Source organism: Solwaraspora sp. WMMB335, from assembly GCF_049179075.1.
Lineage (GTDB): Bacteria > Actinomycetota > Actinomycetes > Mycobacteriales > Micromonosporaceae > Micromonospora_E.
Genome location: NZ_JBMHMF010000001.1, coordinates 7381076 through 7405877 on the forward strand (window position 1 = coordinate 7381076; position 24802 = coordinate 7405877).

The window sequence follows — 24802 nt, forward strand, 5'->3', positions numbered from 1 at the left end:
TCGTCAGCCACCGCCGGTCCTGACGGTCGTCAGCCAGGCCGCCGGGTCGGCGGCGCGCAGCAGGTCGGTGCCGCTGACCACCCAGGTGGCGCCGGCGCCGGCCAGTTCGGCGGCGCGGGTCGCGGTGACCGCGCCGTCCACCCCGAGCAGCGCCCGGCCACGCTGGTCGCGTACCCGCTCGCCCGAGCGGGGCCGAAAGGCGCCGCCGGCGTTGCCCGGCTCGACGCACATCACCAGTACGCCGACCCGCGCCGGCAGAGCGTCGACCGTGGACATCGCGGTGCCCGGTGACACGGCCACGGCGGGCGTACGGCCCCGTCGCACGATGCGGTCGACGGCGGCCTGCCAGCCGGTCGCCTCGACGTGCACGGTCACGACATCGCAGAATTCGGTCCAGGCGTCGACATGGCGCAGCGGCTGGCGCACCATCAGGTGCGCCTCGGCGAGCACACCCGTCGACACGGTCAACGCACCGGCCAACGCCGGCTCGAACCCGCCGGTCACGGCGAAATCCCCGTCGGTGACGTCCCAGTGCACGTGCCGTAGGCCGGCGGCGGCCAGCCGGGCGGCCTCCTCGCCGACCCGGGCCCGGTCGGCCGACCAGAGCGAGCCGGCCACCCGGAGCTCTCCCGTCGTCGGCAGCTCGCCCGTTGCCTCGGTCACGCCCGGACTTCCTTCGTCGGCTGGGCCGGCACGGTCGGCGTGACGGCCTCGGTGGCGAGCACCGCCTCGGCCAACGCCCGCTCGGTGACCAGACCGGTGATCAGCCCGGCGCGGGCCACCGCGGTCACCGCGCCCGCCTTGTCGGCGCCGCCGGCCACCGCGATGACCCGGGGGAAGCGCCGCATCTGCTCGGGGGTGACCGAGATGCAGCGGGCGGCGAAGTCGGAGGTGACGATCGTGCCGTCCTCGGTCACCAGGATCGAGGCGATGTCGGCGCGGACGCCCTGGGCCCGCAGGCTGGCCACCTCCTCGGCGGAGATCGCCGGGATGAGCTGGGTGTTCGGCGGGTCCCAGGAGCCGACCGAGACGACCGCGGTGGTGACGTCGTCGAACATGCGCAGCGCGCGGGCGACGTCGGGTTGGCGGCGCAGCACCGTGGCGGCGACGGGGTCGTCGACGACCAGCGGGGCGAAGATCGGGTGGGCCGAGCCGCCGGAGCTGACCGCCACCTTGCGGACGATCTCCACCGGTGACTCGTCGAGGTTGCTGCCGATGGCGCCGGTCAGCTGCACCACGGACACCGGCGGCAGGGTCGGCAGGGACTGGGTCATCGCGCTCAGTGTGCGGCCCCAGGCCAGGCCGAGCACCTCGCCGGCACCGATGCTGTCGCTGAGCAGGTCGGCCGCTGTCAGGCCGACCTGCTTGCGGACCTCGGCCTCGCCGCCGGCGGCCTCGACGACGAGCGCCTCACGTAGCCCGAGGTGCTCGGCGAGACGGGCGGACAGGGTGGGGTCGACAGTGCCGTTGTCGTGCAGGGTGATGGTCACGACGCCGGTGGCCAGGGCCTGTTCCAGCAGCCGGGCTACCTTGAAACGGGACAGGCCCAGCTCCTTCGCGATCTCCACCTTGCTGCGGTCCTCAAGGTAGAAGCGACGGGCGACCGTCACGAGGAGCCACCGGTCGGTGGGCGGCAGATCCTCGGCGCTCGTTTGAGCATCGCCAACGCTCATTTTGTTTCTTCCCCTTGTCGATCGCTCATCATGTGACCTAGTGTTCACGTATGAGCGCAGTCTAGTGCTCGTATGAGCAGAATTGCCAATCCACCCCACGCAGTGTTTGCAAGGAGGCCCGCCGTGAAACGGCGCATACCTGACGAAGCCGGCATTATGGCTGTGGTGGTGCTGGTCGGGCTCGCCTTCAGCGTGCTCTCGCCGACATTTCGGACATTCGACAACGCGCAACTGTTGCTGCTCAACGGTGCCGTCATCGCCTTCCTCGCCATGGGCCAGGCCTTCGTCCTGCTGACCGGTGGCATCGACCTGTCCACCGGCTCCAACGTGGCGTTGACCGGGATGACCGCCGCGCTGCTGATGAGCGACGGGTTTCCCTGGTGGCTCGCCGCCCTGGCCGCGATCGCGGTCGGCGCGCTGGTCGGCGTGTTCAACGGCGCCTGCGTGCACTTTCTCCACCTGCCGCCGTTCATCGTGACCTTCGCCACCTTCGGCGTCGCGGCCAGCATCCCGCTCATCCTCACCGGCGCCAGCTCCGTCTCGGTCAAGGATCCGCTGTTCGCCATCGTCGGCCGGGGCGGGTTGTTCGGCGTACCGATGCCGGTCGTGCTGGTCGCCGTCGCCGCTGTGCTGTTCACCGCCCTGCTGCGGCTCACCGCGACCGGCGTGCACGTCTACGCCGTCGGCGGCAACGCCGCCACCAGCCGGCTCGCCGGCGTGCGGATCGGCCGGGTGACGATCTTCGTGTACGCGATCAGCGGCGTCTGCGCCGCCATGGGCGGGCTCATCACCACCAGCCGACTGATGGTCGGCTACCCCAGCGCCGGATCCGGCAACGAACTGTTCTACTCGATCGCCGCGGCCGTCGTCGGCGGGGTCAGCCTGTTCGGCGGCATCGGCAGCATGCCCGGTGCCCTGCTCGGCGCGGTCCTGATCGCCACCGTGTCCAACGGCATGAACGTCGTCGGCGTGCAGAGCTACTGGCAGCCCCTGGTCATCGGGCTGATCATCCTGGCCGGTGTCACCCTCGACACCTATCGGCGGAACACCTCGCTGGGCGAACTGATCCGCCGCGGCCTGCTGCGACGCGGCAACGCCCCCGAGGCACCCGATCCGGGCGGTGGCGCGCCGGTAGCCAAGCGTTCGGCAGCGGCGCGGTCCGTCACCACCTGAGACCTCACCCGCACCCGTCCCGGCGCGGCGACCAGCATGACGAGTCCACGCCGCCGCACCGGCCACCCATCACCGATGAGAGGAAAGTTTCATGCACCGCAAGATGATGCTGTCCGTCGGTGCCCTCGGCACCGCTCTGGCGCTGTCCGCCTGCGGCGGCGCCGTGGACACCGGCACCGGCCAGCCGGCCGACCAAGCCGACGGCGACACCCGTCCGGCCGCCTGCGACGAGGAGAACCCGTACCTGGCCGTCGCGCTGCCGAACCTGACCAACCCGTACTACGTGGCGATGAAGCGCGGCTTCGAGGAGGAAGGCGAGGCACAGGGCTTCGACGTCGAGGTGCAGGTCGCCAACGACGACGACGCCGCCCAGCTCGCGCAGGTCCAGGCCATGCTGCAGAAGGACCCGTGCGCGCTGGCGCTCAACGCGGTGAAGTCCGAGCCGGCGGCGGCGATCGTCAAGGCCGCCAACGACGCCGGGGTGCCGGTGTTCACCGTCAACGTCACCGTCTCCGACGAAGCCCTCACCGACCAGGGCGCGAGCGTCGTCCAGTACCTCGGCGCCGACAACGTCGCCGGTGGCACCCAGATCGCCGAGCAGGTCCTGGCGGACTTCGGCGCGGACGCCGAGCTGACGATCGGCTTCGTCACCGAGCCCGACGAGGTGCCGACCCTGCTGCGCGACGAGGGCTTCGAGGAAGCGATCGCGGCCGACCCCAACGCCGAGGTCGTGGCGAAGGTCGACGGCAACGTCAAGCCCGACGACAGCCTCAAGGCCGCCACCGAGATGCTCTCCGGCAACCCGGACCTCGACGTGATCTACGCCAACACCGGTCCGGCCGCGTACGGCGCGCTGCAGGCCGTGCAGGGCAAGGAGGTCACGGTGTACGGCTTCTGCGCCGCCGAGGAACCGCTGACCGAGCAGTACGCCGCCTGCGTCGCCCAGGAACCCGAGGACTACGGCCGCCGCGTCGTGCAGCAGGTCCGTGACTGGGTCGACGGCGGCACCCCGGAGGCGGAGATCCTGCGTCCGCTGAAGATGTTCACCACCGGCGAGACCCCGGCACCGGGCGAGGTCGGCTGAGATGACCACGCCGACGACGGCGGTGACCCCGGCACCAGGCATCGAGGCACGGGGCATCGTCAAGCGATTCGCCAACGTGCCCGTGCTGCACGGGGTCACCGTCGCCGTACGGCCCGGTGACGTGGTCGGGCTGGTCGGGCACAACGGCGCCGGGAAATCGACGCTGCTGCGCACCATCGCCGGGGCGATCCGCCCGGACGGCGGCGCCGTCCGGGTCGACGGGCGGGTGCAGCACTTCGGCTCCCCGGCCGACGCCCGCCGGGCCGGGGTGGCCGCCGTCTACCAGGAGCTCTCCCTGCTGCCCAACCTCACCGTCACGCAGAACGCGTTCCTCGGCGACGAACGGGCGACGGCCGGGCTGCTGCGGCGCGCGGCCATGCGCCAGGAGGCCCGGGACCTGGTCGACCGGTTCGGGCTGGCGGTCGACGTGGACCGTCGGCTCGGCGACTACCCGGTCGCCACCCGGCAGCTGTTGGAGATCGCCATCGCGATCCACCGCGACGTCAGCTATTTGCTGCTCGACGAGCCGACCACCAGCCTGGAAGGCGGGCAGGTCGAGAAGTTCCTCGACACGGTCCGCAACCTGGTCCGCGACCAGCGGGTCGGGGTGCTGCTCGTCGACCACAAGCTGGAGGAGCTGTACGCCGTCGCCAACCGGGTGGTCGCCCTGGTCGACGGCCGGGTCCGCATCGACGGCGCGGTGGACGAGATCCCGCGTGACGAGGTGGTGCAGGCCATCGCCGGTACGGAAGCCGGTGGCGACACCGGCGCCGGCCGGCCGACACCGGCGTCCCGGTCCGGGCCCGCGTCTGGGCCTGCTCGGCCCGGGCCGGGACGCCAGCCACGGGACGGGGCGCATGACGACGACATCGCGATCGCGGTACGCGACCTGCGGACCCCGGTGCTCGACGGTGTGACCCTGCGGGCCGGCAGGGGCCGGGTGCTCGGCATCTACGGCCTGGTCGGATCCGGACGTACCGAACTGCTGCGCACCCTGGTCGGGCTGGACCCAATCCGGGCCGGCACCATCACCCTGCACGGGCGGCGCTACCGGCCGCGCGGCCCGGGAGCGGCGCAGCGGGCCGGCGTGGTGTACGTGACCGAGGAACGCAAGAGCGACGGGATCGTTCCGGAGCTCGACTCGGTGATGAACGTCGCCCTGCCGGTGCTGTCCCGCTACCGCCGGTTCGGGCTGCTCGACCACCAGCGGATGCGCCGCGACGCCACCGCCCTGCTGGAGAAGCTGCACGTACGGGGGGACCGGTCCGCGCCGGTGGTGCGGCTGTCCGGCGGCAACCAGCAGAAGGTGTTGCTCGCCCGCGCGCTGGCGCAACGCCCGCAGGTGCTGCTGCTCGACGAGCCCACCAAGGGCGTCGACCTGGGCGTCAAGGCGGAGATCCACCGCATGGTGCGCGACCTCGCGCACCGTGACGGGCTCACCGTGGTCGTGGTGTCCAGCGAGGAGGACGAGATCTGCGAGATCGCCGACGACGTGGCGGTGATCGTCCACGGCCGGTCCACCGGCGAACTGCTGCCGGCCCGGGATCTCACACCACGGGCACTGCGCCAGGCGGCGTGGGAGGCCGCCTGATGAATCGCCAGAACGAGAAGATGAGGACGACGATGACAGTCGACGCACCGGTTGAGGCGCTGCTGGCCGGCCAGGCCGCCATCCGGCGGGAGGCGGCGGGGGTGCTCGCCGTCGCCGACCAGCTCGGTGAGACGTTCCTGCGCGCGGTGGATCTGCTGGCCGACTGCACCGGCAAGGTGTTTGTCTCCGGATCGGGCACCTCGGGTTCGGTGGCCCGCCGGATGGCCCACCTGCTGTCGGTCTGCGGCACTCCGGCGCTGTACATGTCGCCGATGGACGCCCTGCACGGCTCGATGGGGGCGATCGTCGCCGGCGACGTACTGATCGCGATCTCGCACGGCGGCGAGACCGCCGAGCTGAGCGACCTGGCCGAGCGGGTACGCCGCCGCGACGTGCCGATCGTCGTACTGACCTCCGCGCCGGAGTCCACCCTGGGCCGGCTCGCCGACCTGGCCGTGGTGCTGGCCGACGACGAGCGGGTCGACCCGGGCGGGGTGATCGCGATGGGCAGCACCCTGGCGGTGTCGGTATGGGGTGACGCCCTGGCGTACGTGCTGATGCGCCGCCGTGGCTACGGCTGGGACCAGGTGCTGGAGACCCATCCGGCCGGCGCGGTCGGCAAGATCACCGAACTGCCGGCCGCCCTGCCCGGCCTCGTCGCCAGCGATGACGCCAGCGATGACGCCAGCGATGACGCCAGCGATGACGCCAGCGATGACGCCAGCGATGACGCCGACGTCGCAGGGAGCTGACATGCCGGTCGTCGTCGCCGGGGTGGACAGCTCCACCCAGTCGTGCACCGTCGAACTGCGCGATGCCGCCGACGGCACGCTGCTGGGCAGCGGCCGGGCCCCGCACCCGCCCACCTACCCGCCGGTGTCCGAGCAACCGGCGACCACCTGGTGGACGGCGTTCAGCACGGCGCTGCCCGCCGCGCTCGCCGCCACGGCGGCGCGCGGCACCGCAGTGGCGCCGGAGTCGATCGGCGCGATCAGCGTGGCCGGGCAGTGCCACGGACTGGTCATGCTCGACGCCGCCGGGCAGGTGCTGCGCGACGTCAAACTATGGAACGACACCACCTCGGCGCCGCAGGCGACGGCGCTGGTGGCCAAGCTGGGCGCGGCCGGCTGGGCCGAAGCGGTGGGCTCGGTGCCGACGGCCGCGTTCACCATCACCAAACTGGCCTGGGTCGCCGAGCACGAACCGCAGCTGCTACGCCGACTGGCCACCGTACTGCTGCCGCACGACTACCTGACCTACCGGCTCACCGGCCGAGCGGTGACCGACCGGTCGGAGGCCGCCGGCACCGCCTACTACGCCGCGCACGAGCAGCGGTGGCGGACCGACCTGCTGGACCTGTTCGTCGATGCGGACCTCGACTGGGCCACCATGCTGCCCACCGTGCTCGGCCCCGCCGAACCGGCCGGCACCCTGATGCCGAACGTGGCGCGCGAGCTCGGGCTGCGGCCGGACGTGGTCGTCGGGCCGGGTGCCGGTGACCAGCACGCCGGCGCTCTCGGCCTGGGCATCCGCGGCGGCGAAGTGGTCTACAGCCTCGGCACCTCCGGAGTGGTGCTGACCACCACCGACGACCCGGTGCACGACGCCAGCGGCTGGGTCAACGGTGTCGCCGACGCGGCCGGCGGCTACCTGCCGCTGGTGTCGGTGCTCAACTGCGCCAAGGTGACCGACACCTTCGCCCGGCTGCTCGGCGTCGACCACGACGAACTGGCCCGGCTCGCCCTGGCCGCGCCGGCGGGCCCGGACCGGCCGGTGCTCGCCGCGTTCCTCGACGGCGAACGCTCCCCGGACCGGCCCCGGGCGCGCGGCACGCTCGCCGGGCTGACCACCGCCACCACCCGCGAGGACCTGGCGTTGGCCGCCGTCGAGGGCGTGCTGCTGGCCCTGGTACGCGGGCACGAGCGGCTGCGCCGGGCCGGTGCGCCGGCCGACGGCGACGTGCTGGTCACCGGCGGTGCCGCCCGGTCGGCGGCGTACCGGCAGGTCCTCGCCGACCTGCTGCAGACGCCGGTGCGCACCTGCGACGCGCCGGAGGCGACCGCCCGGGGCGCTTGCCTGCAGGCGTCGGCGGTGCTGGCCGGTGCCGACGTACGCCAGGTCCGCGACGCCTGGCGACCGGCCACGCTGACCGTCACCGAGCCACGGACCCCTGCCCGGCCGGACGTCCGCGACCGGTACGCGCGGCTGGCCGACTGGGACGGCCTCGACTCCGTCGCCCCACCCGCCGAAAACTCTCCTGAGGACCTCGCGTGACCGTGCTGTATCTCGATTCCGCCGACCGGGCCGCCCTCGCCCCGCTACTCGCCACCGGACTGTTCGCCGGGGTGACGACCAATCCGCTGCTGCTGCAGCGGGCCGGGCTCGGCCAGGCCGACCTGCCCGCCCTGCACGACTGGGCGATCGCCGCCGGCGCCGGCACCGTGTTCGCGCAGACCCTCGCCGAAGACCCGGACGGCATCGTCGTCGAAGGGCTGCGGCTGCGCGAGCTCAGCGACCGGGTGGTGGTGAAGGTGCCGGCCACCCGGGCCGGGCTGACCGCCACCCGCCGGCTCGCCGATCGGCAGGTGCCGGTGCTGGTCACCGCCGTCTACCACGCCGCGCAGGCGGTGCTGGCCGGTGCGGCGGGGGCCCGGTTCATCGCGCCGTACCTGGGCCGGATGAGCGCCGCCGGCCGCGACGGGCCGGCGCAGATCCGGACGATGCACCAGATCCTCGCCGGCAGCGGGACGCAGACGCTGGTGGCGAGCATCAAGTCGGTCGACGACCTGGTGCGGTTGGCGGCGGCCGGGGTGCCGTCGTTCACCGTCGGTCCGGCGCTGGCCGACGAGCTGCTGCACGACGAGCTCACCGACGGGGCGGTGAGGAAGTTCCTGGCGGCCGCGGCGCGCGGCGGGGCGGGTCTCAGCCGGCCGGATACGGGTAGCGGGTTGGGCCGGGCCGGGCCGGACGGGCTGAACTTCGCGCCAGGTGCTATATAGGACGGCATGAATCGTGATCGGATCCTGGCCTGTCTGCTGCTGCTCGTCGCATTCGCCGGGCTGGTGATGCAGCGGATCGACCCATTCACCGACATCCCGTGGCCGGTGGCGGTGGCAGTCGCCATCGTCGCGGCGGCGAGCGGACTGACCGGCGTGTGGCTCTGGGTGCGCTCGTCGCCGAACCGCGCGAGCGAAGAGCAGCCGCCGGCCGCCGCAGAGGAGCCAGCTACTGCCCACGAGCCGGCTGGTGCCCAGGAGCCGGCCGCAGCCGAGCAGCCGGCCGTCGGCGACCAGCCGTGACGGGCCGGCCATAAGCGACGAAAGTCGGCCGCGTCGCCGTCGACGCTGTGTCAGCCCTGGCGCCGGGTTGCCCTACACGCTGCCAGTTGCCGGCCACCGGCTGCGGTGGGAAGGTGCACAGATCGACGACCCCGGGAGGGTGGTGTGCGCAGATGAGCACCGACGACCTGCTGGCCCGGCACCGGGCGGTAATGCCCGACTGGATGCCGATCTACTACCAGGAGCCCGTGGAGATCGTCTCCGGCTCCGGCCGGCGGGTCACCGACGCCACCGGCCGCACGTACCTCGACTTCTTCGGCGGGGTGCTGACCAACATGCTCGGCTACGACATCCCGGAGATCCGCGAGGCGGTGCAGCGCCAACTCGCCACCGGCGTGGTGCACACCTCGACGCTGTACCTGATCCGCAACCAGGTCGAACTGGCCGAACGCATCGTCGCCGTGTCCGGCATCGCCGACGCCCGGGTCTTCTTCACCAACTCCGGCACCGAAGCCAACGAGGCGGCGCTGCTGGCCGCCACCAACTACCGCCGGTCACACCAGATCCTCGCCGTGCGCAACAGCTACCACGGCCGGTCGTACGCCACCATGGGCATCACCGGGCACCGCAGCTGGTCGGCGAGCGCCCTCAACCCGCTGCAGGTGAGCTGGCTGCACTCGGGGGAGCGGCTGCGCGGGCTGCTGGCCCGGCTCGGCCCGGACGAGCAGCTCGACGCCGCCGAGGAGGACCTGCGCGAGATCCTCGCCACCCAGACCGCGGGTGACGTGGCCTGCCTGATCGCCGAGCCGATCCAGGGCGTCGGCGGCTTCGTACACGGCCCCGACGGGCTGCTCGGCACCTGGAAGAAGGTGCTCGACGAGTCCGGCATCCTGCTGATCTCCGACGAGGTGCAGACCGGCTGGGGGCGCACCGGCGAACACTTCTGGGGCTACCAGGCGCACGGCGTCGTGCCGGACCTGCTCACCTTCGCCAAGGGCATCGGCAACGGCTTCGCCCTGGCCGGGGTGGTCGGCCGGGCCGACGTCCTCAACTGCGTACCGGCGATCTCGTTCTCCACCTTCGGCGGCAACCCGGTCAGTACGGCGGCCGGGGTCGCCGTACTCGACTATCTGCGCGACCACGACCTGCAGGCCAACGCCGCCCGCACCGGCGCGCTGCTGCACACCGGCCTGGACGAGGCGGCGGCGCGGCACCCGATCGTCGGTGAGGTGCGCGGCAAGGGCCTGATGCTGGCCATCGAGATCGTCCGACCCGGCACCAGCGAGCCCGACCCGGCCGCGACCGCCGCCGTGTTCGAGGCGTGCCGTGCCGGCGGGCTGCTGGTCGGCAAGGGCGGTCTGTACGGCAACGTGCTTCGGATGGGACCACCGTTGACCCTCACCGACGACGAGGCCCGCGAAGGCCTGGCGATCCTGGTCGACGCGATCGCCTCGGTGTCGGCGTCGGTGTCGGCCACCGTGGAAGGAGTGACGGCATGAGGTGGATCCCGCACTTCGTCGACGGTGCCCGTACCACTGTGGAAGCCGGCGGCGGCGCTCGGCACGGTGCGGTCTTCGACCCGGCGACCGGCGAGGTCGCCGCCACCGTCGGGTTCGCCTCGGCCGTGCAGGTCGACGCGGTCGTGCAGGTCGCGGCGCGGGCCGCCCGCGACTGGCGGGACGTGTCGCTGTCGCGGCGCGCCAGCGTGCTGTTCACCTTCCGGGAGATCATCAACGCCCGGCGCGACGAACTCGCCGCCGTGATCACCGCCGAGCACGGCAAGGTCCTCACCGACGCCGCCGGCGAGGTGCAACGCGGCCTGGAGGTCGTCGAGTACGCCTGCGGCATCCCCGCGCTGCTGGCCGGCAGCTTCAGCGAGAACGTCTCCACCGAGGTCGACTCGTACAGCCTGCGCCAGCCGCTCGGCGTGGTCGCGGTGATCTCGCCGTTCAACTTCCCGGCGATGGTGCCGCTGTGGTTCGTGCCGATCGCCGTCGCCTGCGGCAACGCGGTCGTGGTCAAACCGTCCGAGAAGGACCCGTCGGCGGCGGTGCTGCTGGCCGAATGGTTCACCGAGGCCGGCCTGCCGCCGGGAGTGTGCAACGTGGTGCACGGCGACCGCGAGGCCGTCGACGCGCTGTTGGACCACCCGATCGTACGGGCGGTGTCGTTCGTCGGTTCGACCCCGGTTGCCCGGCACGTCTACCAGCAGGGCACCGCGGCCGGCAAACGGGTCCAGGCGCTCGGCGGGGCGAAGAACCACATGGTGGTGCTGCCCGACGCCGACCTCGACCTGGCCGCCGACGCGGCGGTCAACGCCGGGTTCGGCTCGGCGGGGGAGCGGTGCATGGCGATCTCCGCCCTGGTGGCGGTGGAACCGGTCGGCGACGACCTGGTCGCCCGGATCGTCGAACGGCTCGGCAAGATCCGTACCGGTGACGGCCGCCGGCCCGGCTGCGACATGGGTCCGCTGATCACCGCCGCGCACCGCGACCGGGTGGCCGGGTACGTGGTCGACGGTGCCGCCGACGGTGCGAAGATCGTCGTCGACGGCCGGGGCGTGTCCGCCGACGGGGCCGACGGCGGCTTCTGGCTCGGCCCGACCCTGCTGGACCAGGTGACGCCGCAGATGTCGGTCTACACCGACGAGATCTTCGGCCCGGTGCTGTCGGTGCTGCGGGTCGACTCGTACGACGCCGCGCTCGACCTGGTCAACGCCAACCCGTACGGCAACGGCACGGCGATCTTCACCAACGACGGCGGCGCGGCGCGGCGCTTCCAGCACGAGGTGGAGGTCGGCATGGTCGGCATCAACGTGCCGATCCCGGTGCCGATGGCGTACTACTCGTTCGGCGGCTGGAAGGCGTCACTGTTCGGCGACAGCCACGCCCACGGCCGCGACGGGGTGCACTTCTTCACCCGGGGCAAGGTGGTGACCAGCCGCTGGCTCGACCCCCGCCACGGCGGGGTCAACCTCGGCTTCCCGACCCAGACCTGACCGACGCGCCGGTACCGCCGATGGTTGACGATCGCCGATAGCATGCGGGCTGCACACAGGAGCCGGTGCGAGAGGCGATCCGGATGTCCGACGACGAGGCACGGACAGCCGGGCGTCGACCACCCCCGCCGATACCGGGTCGTCGAGCCGGCCGGGCCGGCCTGCCCGCACTGCGTGATCATCGACGGCGTCGCGCGGCTGGCACCGGTGCTGCCGCTCGACGCGCTGCGCCTCGCGCGGTCGCGATCCCAGTACGAGGCGGTGCTGTCCACCGGAGGAGCGCCGTCGCTGGCGTTCGGCCGGCGCTCGTGGGACCCGTCGACCAGCTGGGCCGGCGACTGCCACGCGGACGTCGGCGACCCGCACACCGCTGCCGACTGCGCCGCCCACCGCAGACCATCGGACACGGTCGATGTCGGTGACCCGTTGGCGATGATCGACCCGCTGCCGCTGGCCGTACAGCAGCGGTATCCCGACCCGGACGCCGCCGTCCGCGACGTCGTGGCCCGGCTCGGGGTGGCCCGGGACTGGCGCGACGCCGCCGAGGAGGCCGCCGGCGAACCGATCCGTACGCTGCGGCTGCCGATCGGCGGCGCGCCGTTGAGCCGACGCGGACGTGGCATCCTGCTGCTGTTCGAGGCCCGCCACGCGATGAACATCCACGTCGTGCCCGGCCCTGACCCCGCCAGCTCACCCGGCTACTGGCAGTCCGAGGCCGCGCTGCATGTCTTCGAGTTCGGGCTGCTCGGCGCACTCGGCGGCGGGTACGAGACGGCGGTGAACGTCTTCCTTGCCAAGCTGCGCCGCACCGGCGATCTGCTCGACCGCCCGGAGCGGGTCCTCAACCGGCGGCAGCGCAAGGCCCTGGCCGAGCCGTTCGGCGACATCGACGACGTCGAGCTGCACCTGTGGGCTTCGGCCGCCTACCGCAACGCGATCTACCTCGCCCTGGGCAGCAGGCATTCGCCGAACACCTGCGCTCCCAGCTGCCTCAACGTTCAGGGGACGGTATTTTGGGTCGGTAGCCGAGCGCCGCTCAGGAGGTGCGGATGACTGTCGAGATGGTCGCGCCGGCCTGGATGCATGAGCAGGTCACGGCCGAGCAGTACGCGACGTGGACAGAAGAGCAGTGCGCGGGTATCGAGATCGTCGATGGGATGGTCCTCGTGAGTCCGCGCGCCTCCAAGCGGCACCATCGACGTCACTCCGACCTGACCCGAGCACGTGCTTCTTGTCGTCGAGGTGGTCTCACCCGGATCGGAGACGACCGACCGGATCGTCAAGGCTGATCAGTACGCGAGGGCTGGCATTCAGTTCTACTGGCGCGTCGAGCAGGCTGCCACTGGCGCGCCTCTCGTCTGCACCTACATTCTCGATCCGGCGACTGGACGCTACCGCGACGGCGAAATCTTCGTCGGCGTCGTGACGTCGACCGCGCCCTTCTCCATCGAGGTCGACCTCGCTCAGATGTAATTCTCGTCCAGGTTCGCGGGGCTACAGCGTCGCCAACCGGGCACGGATCTCGTCCGCCTCCGGTAGGCCGAGAGCGGCGTACCGGTCAATCGCCCGCCGATAGTGAGCGCAGGCCTCGTGCCGGTTGTGCAGCACCTGGTGCGCCTGACCAAGGCCGGCATACGCGCGGGCCTCCTGATCGCCGGCGTCGGTCTGGGTGGCGATTGCGCGTGCGGCGCTGTGGTGGGCGAGGGCGTCAGCGGGTCGACCGGCGGCGCACTCGACCTCGCCGAGCCCGTTGCGGGCGCGGGCCTCGCCGGCCTGGTCCCCGATCTGCTGGAAGATCGCCAGGGCCTCGGTGAGGTGCTCGGTCGCCGGGGCGTGCCGGCCCTGTCGGAGACAGACGAGTCCGGCGTTGTTCAGGGCGTGCGCCTCGCCGAAGGGGTTGTCGAGCTGCCGGAACAGTGTTCTCGCCGCATCGATGTGTCCCAGCGCCCGGTCGTCCTCGCCCAGCCGGTGCTCGCTGAAGCCCAGGTCGTTCAGCGCGTACGCCGCGCCGGTCGGGTCGCCCTGCTTGCGGAACATCGCCAGGGCCTGGCCCAAGTGGTCGGCGGCCAGCTCGTCGCGGCCGAGTCGCTGCTCGACCAGGCCGAGGTGGGTCAGCGCGTACGCCTCGCCCATATGGTCGTCAACCGCCCGGAACAGGCCCAGCGCCTGGCCGAAGCTCTCCGCAGCGGCCGCGCAGCGGCCCTGGCGTTCGGCGACGAACCCGAGGTTGGTCAGGGCGGTGCCCTCGCCGGTGGCGTCGCCCGCCTGGCGGAACAGGTCCAACGCCAGCTGGTGATGCCGCGCCGCCGCCGAGTTGCGGCCCAACCGGTGTTCGACGGCGCCAAGGTTGGACAGCGCGTTGCCCTGGTCGATCAGCTCCCCGGCCTGCTGCGCCGCCCGCCAGGCGTGACCGTGCACGGTGGCCGCGTGCAGATACTGGCCGGTCTCCTTGAGATGCCGGTGCAGGATGGCAGCCAGCCGGAACGAGTGGACCGGCCAGCCGTGGGTCGCCGTGTATCCGACGGCCGTGACCAGGCAGGGCATTTCACCGTCGAGCCACGACCTGGCGGCATCCGGCTCGGCCAGGGTCGGGGGCGCGGCGACCGTCAGCGACATGGTGGAGACCGGTGGTCGGCAGTGCTGCTCGGCCCGGTACAGGGCGTCCACGGCGACCGAGGCACTGGCGAGGTAGTGGTCGAACAGCCGGCCCTGGGCCGCACGCTGGGCCGGGCCGGCGAGATCGGTGCCGGCCAGCTGACTCGCGTACGCCCGGAGCAGGTCGTGCATCGCGTACCGGTCCGGACCGCCGCGCCCGACGAGATGGGCGCGGGCCAGCACCCGCAGCGCGCCACGGGCGGCAACGGAGCTGACACCGGCCAGGGCGGCGACCGCGTCGGGGCCGAAGTCCGGCCCGGGGTGCAGACCGAGCAACCGGAAGACCCGCGCCGGCTCGGCGGGCAGGTGTCGTATCGACCACGAGAACACCGCCGTCACGGCTGCCCGCCGATCCCCGTCGGCGGCCAGGACACTCAGGCGTTGTTGCTGGTCGGTGAGCTCGTCCGCGAGGTCGGCGAGCACCGTGTCGGGCCGGGACAGCGCCGACTCGGCGCAGATCCGTAGCGCCAGCGGCAGACGCGCGCACCGGGCGACCAGTGTCTCGGTGGCGTCAGGCTCGGCGTCGACCCGAGCACCGACCAACCGGCGTAACAACTGCCGTGCCTCGGCGTGCGACAGCAGATCCAGGTCGAGACGTCGGGCACCGTCCAGCGCGACGAGCCCGGCGAGACTGTCCCTGCTGGTGACCACGACGGTGCTGGTCGCGGTGCCGGGCAGCAGCGGCCGGACCTGATCGACGCCACCGGCGTTGTCCAACAGGATCAGCATCCGCCGGTCAGCCAACTCGGAACGGTAACGGGCGGCCCGCTCGTCGACGTCCATCGGGATCGCCGGGGCGGCGACACCGAGCGCGGTGAGCATCCGGGCCAGCGCGTCGGCCGCCTCCACCGGCTCGTCCGGATCGTAGCCACGCAGGTTCACGTACAGCTGCCCGTCGGGAAACCGGGCGCGGACCCGGTGGGCCCAGCGGACCGCGAGTGCGGTCTTGCCGACGCCGGCGGTGCCGGCGATCGCGGAGATCACCAGCGCGGCGGACGGATCGGCTGCGTCGAGCCACTCGTCCAGCAGCGCCAACTGCTCGGACCGGCCGGTGAAGCCGGCCACGTCCGGCGGAAGCTGCTCCGGCGCCGCCGGCCCGGACCGCGGCTGCGGGGGCGCTTCACGACCGCCCGCGCAGAACCGGTCCCGTTCCGACCCGGTCAATCCGAACACGTCCGCCAGCAGCCGTACGGTTGCCGGTCGGGCGGTGTTCACCCGTCCGGCCTCCAGCTTGCCGATGCCCCGCACGCTCAACCCGGTGCGATCCGCCAGCTCCTGCTGCGTCAGCCCCATCCGACGCCGGTGCCGGCGAACCGTCGCCCCGAAGGTTCCATTGTCGAGCGCCAGCTGGCCATGTCCGTCGATCCGCGTCTCGCCAACGTCCACCCGTCCAACGGTATCGGCGTCGACGGCGGTGCCGACCGGTCGACGTGTGGGCAAAGTGCCGACGTGGTTCCTGGTCCCGGCGGTCACCGTCGACCATGGTGTATCTATCGCACGAGGCGCTGGCCGGAGAGCTCCTCGTCCGATCACCCCCGCCGCCGGTCTCCGGCTCGCGTCTCGGCGCGGACTGCCACATCGGGGGGAGACCGGCGCGGTCGAGCGCCCGGCTGCCGCTGTGCCATCGGCGACAGCCGGGCCGAGCAGCACAACCAGCCGGGGGACTGGTTGGGCCCTGGATGTCGTCGAACTGCTCGGCCATGCGTCGACCGTGATGCGTCACCGGACCTGAGAGTGGGAGGGGGACAGGAGCGTGGCGAGGCGGCACAGGTCCGGTACGTTGGCCGTGGCAACTGCCCACTGGCCGTCGCTGAGATCCGAGCGGAACAGCTCGACATAACGTCGGGCCCGGATCTGCGCCGCGGTGGCCTCCTGCTCCAGCCCGAGCATCGTTGCTGCCCGATGCAGCCAGTAGGTGACGTACGGCGGCGGCAGTACGCCGGCGTGACCGGCCGACGCGGCCTGCCGGAGCGAGGGAATCCCGGCGGCCGGCTGGCCGTGCGCGACGAGCGCGGCGCCCAGGTGCGCTGCGGCGTTCAGTCGTGTTGGCGGGGGAAAGTTCATCCGCTCGGCGTGGGCGGCGAGGCGGCGGGCGGTGTCGACTGCTTCCGCGAGCCGACCCAACTCCATGAGCAGCCGCACGATACCGAGATCTTCGTGGAACGCGTAACCCTCATCACCGGCGGCGGTGGCCTCACGGCTGGCGTCGGACGCCGTCGCGATCGCCGATTCGAACTCGCCGCTCCGTTCGAGAATGGCGCCCTGAATGCTCAGCACCTTGTAGGTGAGCCGGGGATCCGTGCCGTGGTCAAGGACCGCGACCATGGAGTCCAGGTGGCGACGCATCGATGCCACATCGCCGAACCCGTACGCCGCCATACACGCGTTGCGCCGCCACCGCACCACGCTGCGCAGGTCCGCGCCACGCTCGGCGATGGTGGCCGCCTCGTCCATGGAGCGCAGCGCGGAGCCATAGCGGTGCTGATTGAAATAGACGTGCCCGAGCCCGCCGAGGACCAATGCCCGGACCAGGTCCGAACCGACCCGCTGGTTGAGCCGCCGGCCGTGGTGCAGGTACTGCTCGGCCTGAGCGTGATCGTGAGCCCTGATTCTCGACCATCCGAGCAGGGCCAGACCCCACGCCCGATAGTGGTCCCACCCCCGCCGCTCAGCCTCCTCGCACGCCCGCAGCACGGCATTCTCGGCCGAAACGAGGTCGTGCCGGCATTCGTACACGTCCCACAGCCGCAGGTTGGCTTCGATCACGACGGCCGCGCGGTCCGTGCTATGGATGGCCGCCAGCAGAGCCGACTCGGCGGCGGCCAGGTCGCCCTTGTGAAAGTGGACGAGGCCGGCGGTCACCGCTGGCAGATCCTGGCAGTCCTGTGCCGCAGGGCACGCTTCGGCCATCAGCGAGGCCGCTCCCCGCAGATCGAGCTGCGCCAGCGACAGATCCGCGCGACGCCAGGCCAGGCCGACACCGTCGTGCGGAAGGCGGGCGAGCATGTCGTGGACGGCGGCCCGCCGGTCGTGCCGACCGGCCAGCCGCAGGTGATCATCGAGTGTGAGCAGGGTCAGCACCCGGGCCAGGTCGTCGACCGCCGCACGGCAGGCGGCCTCCGACTCCCGGATGAGCCGCTGCAACACGGGCTGCTCCCGCGCCGGTTGCGGGTCGAGCTCGCGGTACACCTCGGGCCCTGGGTCGATCGCCAACTCCTGCTGGTAGCGCTGTTCGATCAGGCCGAGTTGTTCCCTGGCCGCGGCGGTGCCGTGCGTCCGGGCCAGCCACCGCAGCAGAGCGGCCTGGGCCCGGTCGGCAAAGGGTTCACGCTCGGCCCACCGCCGGGCGCAGGCCAGTGTCGCCGTGTCGTCGGGACTACCGGGCTCGCTGGCCAGCAGCCGCAGTAGCCGAGCCTCATCCTGCCGGATGGTGGACCGTAGGTGTTCGACCCAGTCCGACGTGTGGCCGGGCAGGATCTCTCCCCGGCCGGCAAGCAGCACCAGCCGGTGCCGCCGTACCCATTCCCGCTGGCTGTCCTCGATACCTGCCCCCGGGTGGGCGCCGGCCACCAGATCTGCGACGTCGCTGGCCAACCGGTAGCGCCGCTGCAACGCGACCAGGTCCCGGCTCGACTCCCACATCAGATCGCCGATCAGGTGCTGGATCCGGTTGAGTTCCTGTGACAGACGCCGCCGCCACCATGCGGCCTCCCCGGCGCCACCGCCCAGCACCGTGACCAGCCGCTCCCGGGTCCACGGACCGGCGTGCAACGACATGTACAGCAGCAGTTCTCGCGCGCTACGCGAGGGCAGGCTACCGGTCACACGGCCGTCGACGGACATCCGCCATGGGCCGAATGCCTCAATCTGGATCACCGGCACAGAACTTGCCCTCCCCGCTCCTGCCGCCGGGTCCGGGGCAGCTGTCTGCAGTGGCCACCGTGGATCGGCTGTCGGCCAACGTGCTGGTCGATCTGCAGGCCGGCCGGGCCGGCTGGTAGCCGGGGACACTTCTGGGACAGTCGCGTGATTGCGTGCCCACGTCAAGGACGAGCCAAGGACGCGCCGAGCACCGCGGCTGCGACGGTCTGCCTGCCGCGGCGGTCGGAGCGTCCGGATTCTCCTCATCCGATTGGAGCTGTGCCGAGATGGGATCCACAAAAGATCGAACGCTGCAGCCGTGGAGCGGCGTACGGTGGCAGGTCAGGGGGCTGGTTGTTGCGCTGCTGTCGGCGCTCGCCGTGGCTGCCGCCAGCGTGCCCGCGAAGGCCATCGTCGGTGGTGAGCGGGTCGACTACCCGTGGGCCGCGGCGTTCATCCGGTCCGGATCGACGCCGGTGGCCGAACGAACCTACTGCTCCGGCTCCCTGGTCAAGCCCACCTGGGTGCTGACCGCGGGGCACTGCCGGCCGGCGGTCGGCGACACCGTGACGATCGGTCGGGCCGCCCTGGCCTCGGCGGCCGGCCAGAAGCGGACCGTGAAACGCGCCATCTACATGTACAACAGCGCGGCGGCGTGCCCGTCCGGCAGCCAGACCCTCTGCGACATGGCGCTGGTCGAACTGAACGCGGCCTCGACCCAGCCGGACCTCGACCTCGCCGACGCCAACGAAGTCCCCGACTGGAACGCCGGCACCAGGGCCCGGGTATACGGCTACGGGAGCGAGACCACCTCGTCCGGGCCGTCCAGCGGACACCTCAAGCGTGCCGAGTTCGAGATCCGTACCCTCTCGGACAACCACTACCACCTGACCTATCAGGGCCTGACCGGTGGGACCTGCAACCGCGACAGCGGCAGCCCGGTGATCGTCAGCACCCACAACGGCCCACGCGTCGTGGGGGTGCACATCCGGGGGTTGTGCACTTCCGGTGCCACGTCCACCGGAATGAAGGTCGGCTCCCGGGGCTCGGCCGCGAATTCGCCCGGATACGTGTGGATCGCGGGCACCATCTGACCGCGCACCGGGCCGGTCGGTTCCACCGGGGCCGGCCGGCCCGCGCTCGCAGACCGTCCAGCAGAGAGAGGACCCGATGCGCACCATACTCATCCGCCTCGCGGCCGTCCTGATCCTGGCAGCACCCGCCGTCTCCCCGGCCGCACCCGCGACCGCGGCCACCGTCGGCGCCGTCCGCGCGGCCGTCGACAACGCCATCTATACCTGGTGGGCCCAGCCGGTGGCGGTCAACGACGGCGACCACACCTGGATCGGAAGCATCGCACGGCTGGGCACCGTCCGCGTCTCGCGGGTCCACCCCGCTACCGGGGCGGTCCGGACGGTCGAGATGAGCCGAACCAACCGGCCCGACGACCACAACGCACCGACGATCGCGTTCGAGGCCGGTCAGCCCAACCTGGTCGTGTTCTACACCGGACACAACTACGACAACGTGATGCGCTACCGCACTGTCGACCGCACCACCCTCGCGGTCGGCCCCGAGCGTCAGCTCACCTTCTCCGGCGACATCACCTACGCCCAGGTGCTACGCACCGGACGCCGGCTGGTACTGCTCACCCGGGTGGCCATATCGACCTGGCGGTACCGCGTCAGCGACGACTTCGGCACCACCTGGGGCCCGGAGCAGATGCTGGTCGACGCCCGCGGATACGGGCAGGTCTACGTCGTCGCCAAGCCGGAACCCGGCAACGCCAACCGCAACCTGCTCGCCTTCTACGGCCATCCGGTCAACTCGCCGTACCGCAACGTGGAGTTCGCCCGCATCGACCTCACCTCCGGCTCCGTCGAACGGTTGAACGGTCAGGTCCTCGGCAACCTCTACAGCACGGCCGGGCCAGGACTTCGGCCGGGGCAGATGGACCCGGCCATCACCCCCTCGGCCGGCTACAAGGTCCGCCTGCTCGACATCGGCGTCGTCGGGGGCCGGCCGACCATCGCCTACGCCGTCTGGAACGGTTCGACCGGCGCGGCCACCTACAAGACCAAGATGTTTCTGGACGGCGCCTGGAGTACGCCGCCGTGGGCCGTGCCGAGCGGTGACCCCTTCGGCTACGACCCCGCGACCCACTACCTCGGCGGCACCGTGATCGGCAGGGCCGACCGGCTCTACACGGCACGCCAGGACAACAGTTCCGGTACCTGGCACGTCGAACAGTGGCGGTGGTCAGAAAGCCAACGAACCTTCGTACTCGACCGCGAACTCCTCCGCGATGCGCGGCTCCCCCTGGTCAGGCCGTACGTACCCGCCCGGGCCGGCCAAACAGAGGTGATCGTGCAGAGGCTGGTCTCGTACACGGGAATCACCAGCTACGACGCCGACGTCCTGGTGCTGTAGGGGCGGCGGACGGGACTCGCCGGCCAGGGTCCCGTCCGCGTTGCGATCACGCCCGTCGCCGGTCTCCGGCTCGCGTCTCGGCGCGGGTTGCACATCGGGGGGAGACCGGCGCGGTCGAGCGCCCGGCTGTCGCTGTGCCATCGGCGACAGCCGGGCCGAGATACCGATGGCAGCCGTTCGGTGCGCTGGCGCCTCGTGCTGCAGCGGAGTACGACATGGGTGACAGTGCGTACTCTGTGATGCAGATCATAAATCGAAGATCATCGAGTTGATCTTCGTCACGATGAGTAGTTCGTCAATGTCTAAGCGATAGTTTATCGACGAACTTCAGTTGATGGTCATGGGTGAATGTGTCGTCACGCCGCTGCGGGGGCAGCTCAGGAGAGGTCGGGCCGCTACAGTCGGTGCCACTGCTTGCTCATTCCACGGGGGTGTGTGTTGAGCGTTCGGTGGCGGCGTGGGTTGTCCGCTGGGATGACCGCTGTGATGGTTATCGGATCGATCGGTGTTCCAGCGCCGGAGCGGGCGGCTGCCGGAGAGTTGCAGTGCGCGGACGTGGCCGGCACCGAGGCCGAGGCGAGGACGCTGGCGGCCTCGTGCGGGCAGCCGGTGGTGATAGACGGGTCGCGGACAGAGCTTGCCGAGGTGACCGCGTTGCCGGACGGGCGGCTGCAGTTCGCGTCGGCCGTGGTGCCGCAGCGCACCCGCAAGGCCGGCAACTGGGAGGATGTCGACCTTGAGCTGACCCGAGGCGGGGACGGGCTGTGGCGACCCAGGGTCTCGGTCGCGGACGTGGCCTTCTCGGACGGTGGAAACGGTCCGATGGTGACGCTGACGCGAAACGGGCAGACGCTCACCCTGTCGTGGCCGCAGACACTGCCAACACCGACAGCCGCGGGCGACTCGTTGACATACCCGAACGTACTAACCGACGTGGACCTGGTGGTGCGGGCGACGCGGGCCGGTTTCACGCACGTTCTGGTGATCAAGACGCCAGCGGCTGCGCAGCATCCTGGAGTGCGCGCGGCACGATTCCCGATCGGCGGGAATGCCGAGGTCGTGCCAGGTCAAGATGGCGGCCTGCGGGCGATGGCAGGTGCGGCTGTCGTCGCCTCGGCAGAGCCGGCGGTGATGTGGGACTCCCGGATTGACATGGGAAATGGCGCTTCGGCTCAGAAATCCTCGGCCGAGAGCCCACAGTCGACGGCGGCGGTGGCGGGAGACGCGGCGCGGATCGGCACCGTCGCCGTCGAGGTGTCCGAGGGCGAGTTGGTGCTGCGTCCGGATGTGACGCTGCTCGATGATCCGGACGCGGTGTACCCACTGTTCGTGGACCCAGCGTGGTCGGTTTTCAAGAACAAGTGGGCGTACGGGACGAACAACGGGTCGTCGAACTCGGACACGAGTGCTGCACGAGTGGGGCGTAGCCCGGACACCGGAGTCCTGTATCGGTCGTACTTCGAGTTCCCAACGACGGCCAACGGGGTGTCACTCAAGGGCAAGCACATCGAGTCGGCCTACGTCCAGATGAAGCTGGACCACTCGTGGTCGTGCGGACCGACGGTGGCGTCGATGTACCTGACCCCGGCGATCAACGCGACGCCGAAGGCGAGCTGGTCGACGATGGCGCTGAAGTCGTTCATGAGTTCGGCGACCGGGAACGCGAACGAGGCGGGTGGGTGTTCGTCGATTCAACCCGACATGATCATGAACTTCAGCGGGTCGAACACCACCAATCGAGTTCAGGCCGCAGCGAACGGAAACTGGAACTCGATCACCGTGGGGTTTACCGCGCGGGCGGCCGACGGGTCGGGAGAGTCGACGCAGGGTCGATGGAAAAAGTTCTTCCCGAACGCCGCGAAGCTGTTCGTCGACTATGACACCAAGCCCGGCGCTCCGCATACCCTGCAGGTCGCCGGTGTGACATGCGGCTCCGGAGCGCTGGCAATCGGCACTCTGACCCCGACGTTGTCTGCGGTCTTTCCCGACGGCGACAGCAGCGACTCGCTGACCGGCACCTTCGAATGGATCGAGGTGCCGGCAGGGGGCATGGGTGCGGTGACCGACACCTACCCGACCCGCAAGAGTCCGCCGCCAGCGAGGACGGGAATCACCCCGAACAGCCGAGCGACGAGTGCTGCTGTGACGATCGCGGCGGGCCTTACGTACGCGTTCCGGGCCAGAGGCACCGACAAGGCCCCGTACTCGATCACCGGCCCCTGGTCGTCGTGGTGCCAGTTTGTCCCGGACACCACCGTGCCGCCGGTGCCCACGATCACCTCGGGTACCTCCGGTAGCCCGGGTCGGACCATGATCTTCACGTTCAGCACTACCACCACGGACGTGGCCAGGTTCCGCTATGGCTGGTCCAACCCGCCGACGACCGAGATCGTCGCCAGTGGTGCCAACCCGAAGACAGCCACGGTCACCGTCACCGTGCCGAGCTTCGGCCAGAACACCCTCTGGGCCCGCAGCATCGACGCTGCGGGCAACCTGGGTAACATCGGCTCCGCCACCTTCACCGCTCCCCGCTCTTCGCCGGCCATCGCCAAGTGGGGCTTGGAGCAATACCCCGGGGTCGATGAGGCCGCAGCGCTCGCCGACCAGCAACCCAGCCTGGCGGGCAAGACCGATCTGGGCACGTCCAACGTCAGCTGGGTCGACGACGTTCGCATGATCGGTGGCAGGACCGCCTCGTTCGACGGCAGTTCGAGTCGCGCGGTCACGACTGAGCCGGTGATCGATCCGACGACGTCGTTTTCCGTCTCCGCCTGGGTGAAGCTGGGCAGTGTCGGCGGCACCCTGCCCACCGTCAACCGGATCGCGGTGACCCAGGACGGAAGCTTGAACGGCAGCTTCGTGCTGGGATATCAGGCTGGGACTCAGAAGTGGTCCATGTGGATGCACAGCAACGATACGGCAACCACGACGACGATCGGGATGGCGAACTCCCCCGCTCCGGTGGCGATGGGCGTGTGGACCCATCTGGCCGGGGTGTACGACGCGACCAGCGGTACGGCGACGATATACGTGAACGGGCAATCGCCGACCTCGGCTGCGGCCATCGGAATGCAGGCTTGGCCCAACCGGCAGCGGATCGCGATCGGTCGCGAACTCTGGAACGGTTCCCTCGTCAACTTCTGGTCCGGTCAGATCGCCGACGTTCAGCTGTTCGACCGGGTGCTCGTGCCGCATGACTTCACGGGCAAGCCGGCACAGGACCCGACGTCGAGCGGGTTCCACGAGCCGGGGATTCTGACACCAGTGCAGGTGGGCAACTGGAACTTCGAGGCCGCGACCCCCTGCTACCTGGCGGACCTGAAGGACACCTGCGAGGCCCCCGATACGGTGACAGCTTGGGGTCGGTGGCTGGCACTGACACGAGGCTCTGCCGTGGGCACCGGCCATTCCGCCAACGGTTCCGGGCTGTGGCTCGACTACGAGTACTTCCCCGAGGAGGGCTACACCGAGAGCAGCATCGAGTACGCGAGAAGCGCGGTGAAGGCGGGCATCACGCCGCCGGACCCCGACGGCTTGGAGTTCACCCGGTGGCAGGACGAGCCCGTCCTGCGTACCGACCAGTCGTTCACCATGTCGGCCTGGGTGATGCTCGACCGGCTCGACGGCATGCGGACCGCGGTGTCCCAGCGGGGAGTGCACGAGAGCGGCGGCTGGCTCAAGTACAGCTCCGCCTCGGGCAAGTGGCAGTTCGCCGTCACCGACGAAGATGTCGTCACCACCACGACAGCCGCCGTCCTGTCGAATTCCGCTGCCGAGGACGGCGTGTGGACGCATCTTGTCGGGGTCTACGACGCCGGACGGAACCAGATTCGGATCTATGTCAACGGTGAACTCGACGGCGTCACCAACAACATCCCGTTCACCCCGATGGTGTCGACCGGCCCACTCTTGGTCGGCCACACCCTGTGGAAGGACGAGCTGATGGATCAGTGGACCGGCGGCATCGACGACGTCGCCGTGTTCCAAGGAGCGCTGACGGACACAGCGGTGTTCATGCTGTACGACTCGTAGCCCCCGAGCCAGACCTTGTACGTGCCG

General features: G+C 70.9%; 18 protein-coding genes. 14 read left to right on the forward strand and 4 right to left on the reverse strand.

Annotation, left to right across the window (positions count from 1 at the left end; genetic code table 11):
• Positions 1–3: 3 nt before the first annotated feature.
• Both ACN27F_RS31875 and ACN27F_RS31880 read right to left on the reverse strand, forming a co-directional pair.
• Positions 4–663, reverse strand: coding sequence for a hypothetical protein (locus ACN27F_RS31875; RefSeq protein WP_421439166.1), 660 nt, complete (start codon positions 661–663; stop codon positions 4–6).
• Positions 660–1673, reverse strand: coding sequence for a sugar-binding transcriptional regulator (locus ACN27F_RS31880; protein ID WP_421439167.1), 1014 nt, complete (start codon positions 1671–1673; stop codon positions 660–662). Before ACN27F_RS31880 ends, ACN27F_RS31875 begins: the two co-directional genes overlap by 4 nt.
• 123 nt (positions 1674–1796) lie before the next feature.
• Here ACN27F_RS31880 and ACN27F_RS31885 point away from each other — a divergent pair, with 123 nt between their 5' ends.
• From ACN27F_RS31885 to ACN27F_RS31935, 11 genes are all read left to right on the forward strand, one after another.
• Positions 1797–2846, forward strand: a complete 1050-nt coding sequence (locus tag ACN27F_RS31885; protein WP_421439168.1) for an ABC transporter permease — start codon at positions 1797–1799, stop codon at positions 2844–2846.
• A gap of 91 nt (positions 2847–2937) precedes the next feature.
• A complete protein-coding gene (locus tag ACN27F_RS31890) occupies positions 2938–3930 on the forward strand; it encodes a substrate-binding domain-containing protein (protein WP_421439169.1) in 993 nt (330 codons plus the stop codon).
• A gap of 1 nt (position 3931) precedes the next feature.
• A complete protein-coding gene (locus ACN27F_RS31895) occupies positions 3932–5521 on the forward strand; it encodes a sugar ABC transporter ATP-binding protein (protein WP_421439170.1) in 1590 nt (529 codons plus the stop codon).
• A 32-nt stretch (positions 5522–5553) separates the two neighbouring features.
• Positions 5554–6273: an SIS domain-containing protein gene (locus tag ACN27F_RS31900; RefSeq protein WP_421439171.1), complete on the forward strand. Its 720-nt coding sequence runs from the start codon at positions 5554–5556 to the stop codon at positions 6271–6273.
• A gap of 1 nt (position 6274) precedes the next feature.
• Complete coding sequence (gene xylB, locus ACN27F_RS31905; RefSeq protein WP_421439172.1) at positions 6275–7795, forward strand: xylulokinase; 1521 nt, start codon at positions 6275–6277, stop codon at positions 7793–7795.
• Complete coding sequence (locus ACN27F_RS31910; RefSeq protein ID WP_421439173.1) at positions 7792–8520, forward strand: transaldolase family protein; 729 nt, start codon at positions 7792–7794, stop codon at positions 8518–8520. Before xylB ends, ACN27F_RS31910 begins: the two co-directional genes overlap by 4 nt.
• A 6-nt stretch (positions 8521–8526) precedes the next feature.
• Positions 8527–8820: a hypothetical protein gene (locus tag ACN27F_RS31915; protein WP_421439174.1), complete on the forward strand. Its 294-nt coding sequence runs from the start codon at positions 8527–8529 to the stop codon at positions 8818–8820.
• A gap of 152 nt (positions 8821–8972) precedes the next feature.
• The gene (locus ACN27F_RS31920) at positions 8973–10298 is read left to right on the forward strand and encodes an aspartate aminotransferase family protein (protein WP_421439175.1); all 1326 of its coding nucleotides are present in this window, start codon (positions 8973–8975) and stop codon (positions 10296–10298) included.
• Complete coding sequence (locus ACN27F_RS31925; protein ID WP_421439176.1) at positions 10295–11797, forward strand: CoA-acylating methylmalonate-semialdehyde dehydrogenase; 1503 nt, start codon at positions 10295–10297, stop codon at positions 11795–11797. Before ACN27F_RS31920 ends, ACN27F_RS31925 begins: the two co-directional genes overlap by 4 nt.
• A 174-nt stretch (positions 11798–11971) precedes the next feature.
• Positions 11972–12850, forward strand: a complete 879-nt coding sequence (locus tag ACN27F_RS31930; RefSeq protein ID WP_421439177.1) for a hypothetical protein — start codon at positions 11972–11974, stop codon at positions 12848–12850.
• A gap of 171 nt (positions 12851–13021) precedes the next feature.
• Positions 13022–13270 carry a Uma2 family endonuclease gene (locus tag ACN27F_RS31935; RefSeq protein ID WP_421439178.1) on the forward strand — a complete coding sequence of 83 codons (249 nt, stop codon included), beginning with the start codon at positions 13022–13024 and terminating at the stop codon, positions 13268–13270.
• Positions 13271–13291: 21 nt separating this feature from the next.
• Here the strand turns inward: ACN27F_RS31935 and ACN27F_RS31940 are convergent, their stop codons facing one another.
• Positions 13292–15838, reverse strand: coding sequence for an ATP-binding protein (locus tag ACN27F_RS31940; RefSeq protein ID WP_421439179.1), 2547 nt, complete (start codon positions 15836–15838; stop codon positions 13292–13294).
• A 333-nt stretch (positions 15839–16171) separates the two neighbouring features.
• Entirely contained in the window at positions 16172–18328 is a 2157-nt protein-coding gene (locus ACN27F_RS31945; RefSeq protein WP_421439180.1) for a hypothetical protein, read from the reverse strand.
• 272 nt (positions 18329–18600) lie between these two features.
• Here ACN27F_RS31945 and ACN27F_RS31950 point away from each other — a divergent pair, with 272 nt between their 5' ends.
• The 3 genes from ACN27F_RS31950 to ACN27F_RS31960 all read left to right on the forward strand — a co-directional run bounded on the left by ACN27F_RS31950 (position 18601) and on the right by ACN27F_RS31960 (position 24775).
• The gene (locus tag ACN27F_RS31950) at positions 18601–19407 is read left to right on the forward strand and encodes a S1 family peptidase (RefSeq protein ID WP_421439181.1); all 807 of its coding nucleotides are present in this window, start codon (positions 18601–18603) and stop codon (positions 19405–19407) included.
• A 76-nt stretch (positions 19408–19483) separates the two neighbouring features.
• Complete coding sequence (locus ACN27F_RS31955) at positions 19484–20743, forward strand: hypothetical protein (protein WP_421439182.1); 1260 nt, start codon at positions 19484–19486, stop codon at positions 20741–20743.
• Positions 20744–21229: 486 nt separating this feature from the next.
• A complete protein-coding gene (locus ACN27F_RS31960) occupies positions 21230–24775 on the forward strand; it encodes a LamG domain-containing protein (protein ID WP_421439183.1) in 3546 nt (1181 codons plus the stop codon).
• Positions 24776–24802: the final 27 nt, after the last annotated feature.

Excerpts from the sequence above, each read along its gene's own strand:
- ACN27F_RS31880 (WP_421439167.1), bottom strand. The coding sequence starts at position 1,673 with ATGAGCGTTGGCGATGCTCAAACGAGCGCCGAGGATCTGCCGCCCACC.
- ACN27F_RS31890 (WP_421439169.1), top strand. The coding sequence starts at position 2,938 with ATGCACCGCAAGATGATGCTGTCCGTCGGTGCCCTCGGCACCGCTCTG.
- ACN27F_RS31895 (WP_421439170.1), top strand. The coding sequence starts at position 3,932 with ATGACCACGCCGACGACGGCGGTGACCCCGGCACCAGGCATCGAGGCA.
- ACN27F_RS31900 (WP_421439171.1), top strand. The coding sequence starts at position 5,554 with ATGACAGTCGACGCACCGGTTGAGGCGCTGCTGGCCGGCCAGGCCGCC.
- xylB (WP_421439172.1), top strand. The coding sequence starts at position 6,275 with ATGCCGGTCGTCGTCGCCGGGGTGGACAGCTCCACCCAGTCGTGCACC.
- ACN27F_RS31915 (WP_421439174.1), top strand. The coding sequence starts at position 8,527 with ATGAATCGTGATCGGATCCTGGCCTGTCTGCTGCTGCTCGTCGCATTC.
- ACN27F_RS31920 (WP_421439175.1), top strand. The coding sequence starts at position 8,973 with ATGAGCACCGACGACCTGCTGGCCCGGCACCGGGCGGTAATGCCCGAC.
- ACN27F_RS31925 (WP_421439176.1), top strand. The coding sequence starts at position 10,295 with ATGAGGTGGATCCCGCACTTCGTCGACGGTGCCCGTACCACTGTGGAA.
- ACN27F_RS31950 (WP_421439181.1), top strand. The coding sequence starts at position 18,601 with ATGGGATCCACAAAAGATCGAACGCTGCAGCCGTGGAGCGGCGTACGG.
- ACN27F_RS31955 (WP_421439182.1), top strand. The coding sequence starts at position 19,484 with ATGCGCACCATACTCATCCGCCTCGCGGCCGTCCTGATCCTGGCAGCA.
- ACN27F_RS31960 (WP_421439183.1), top strand. The coding sequence starts at position 21,230 with ATGGTTATCGGATCGATCGGTGTTCCAGCGCCGGAGCGGGCGGCTGCC.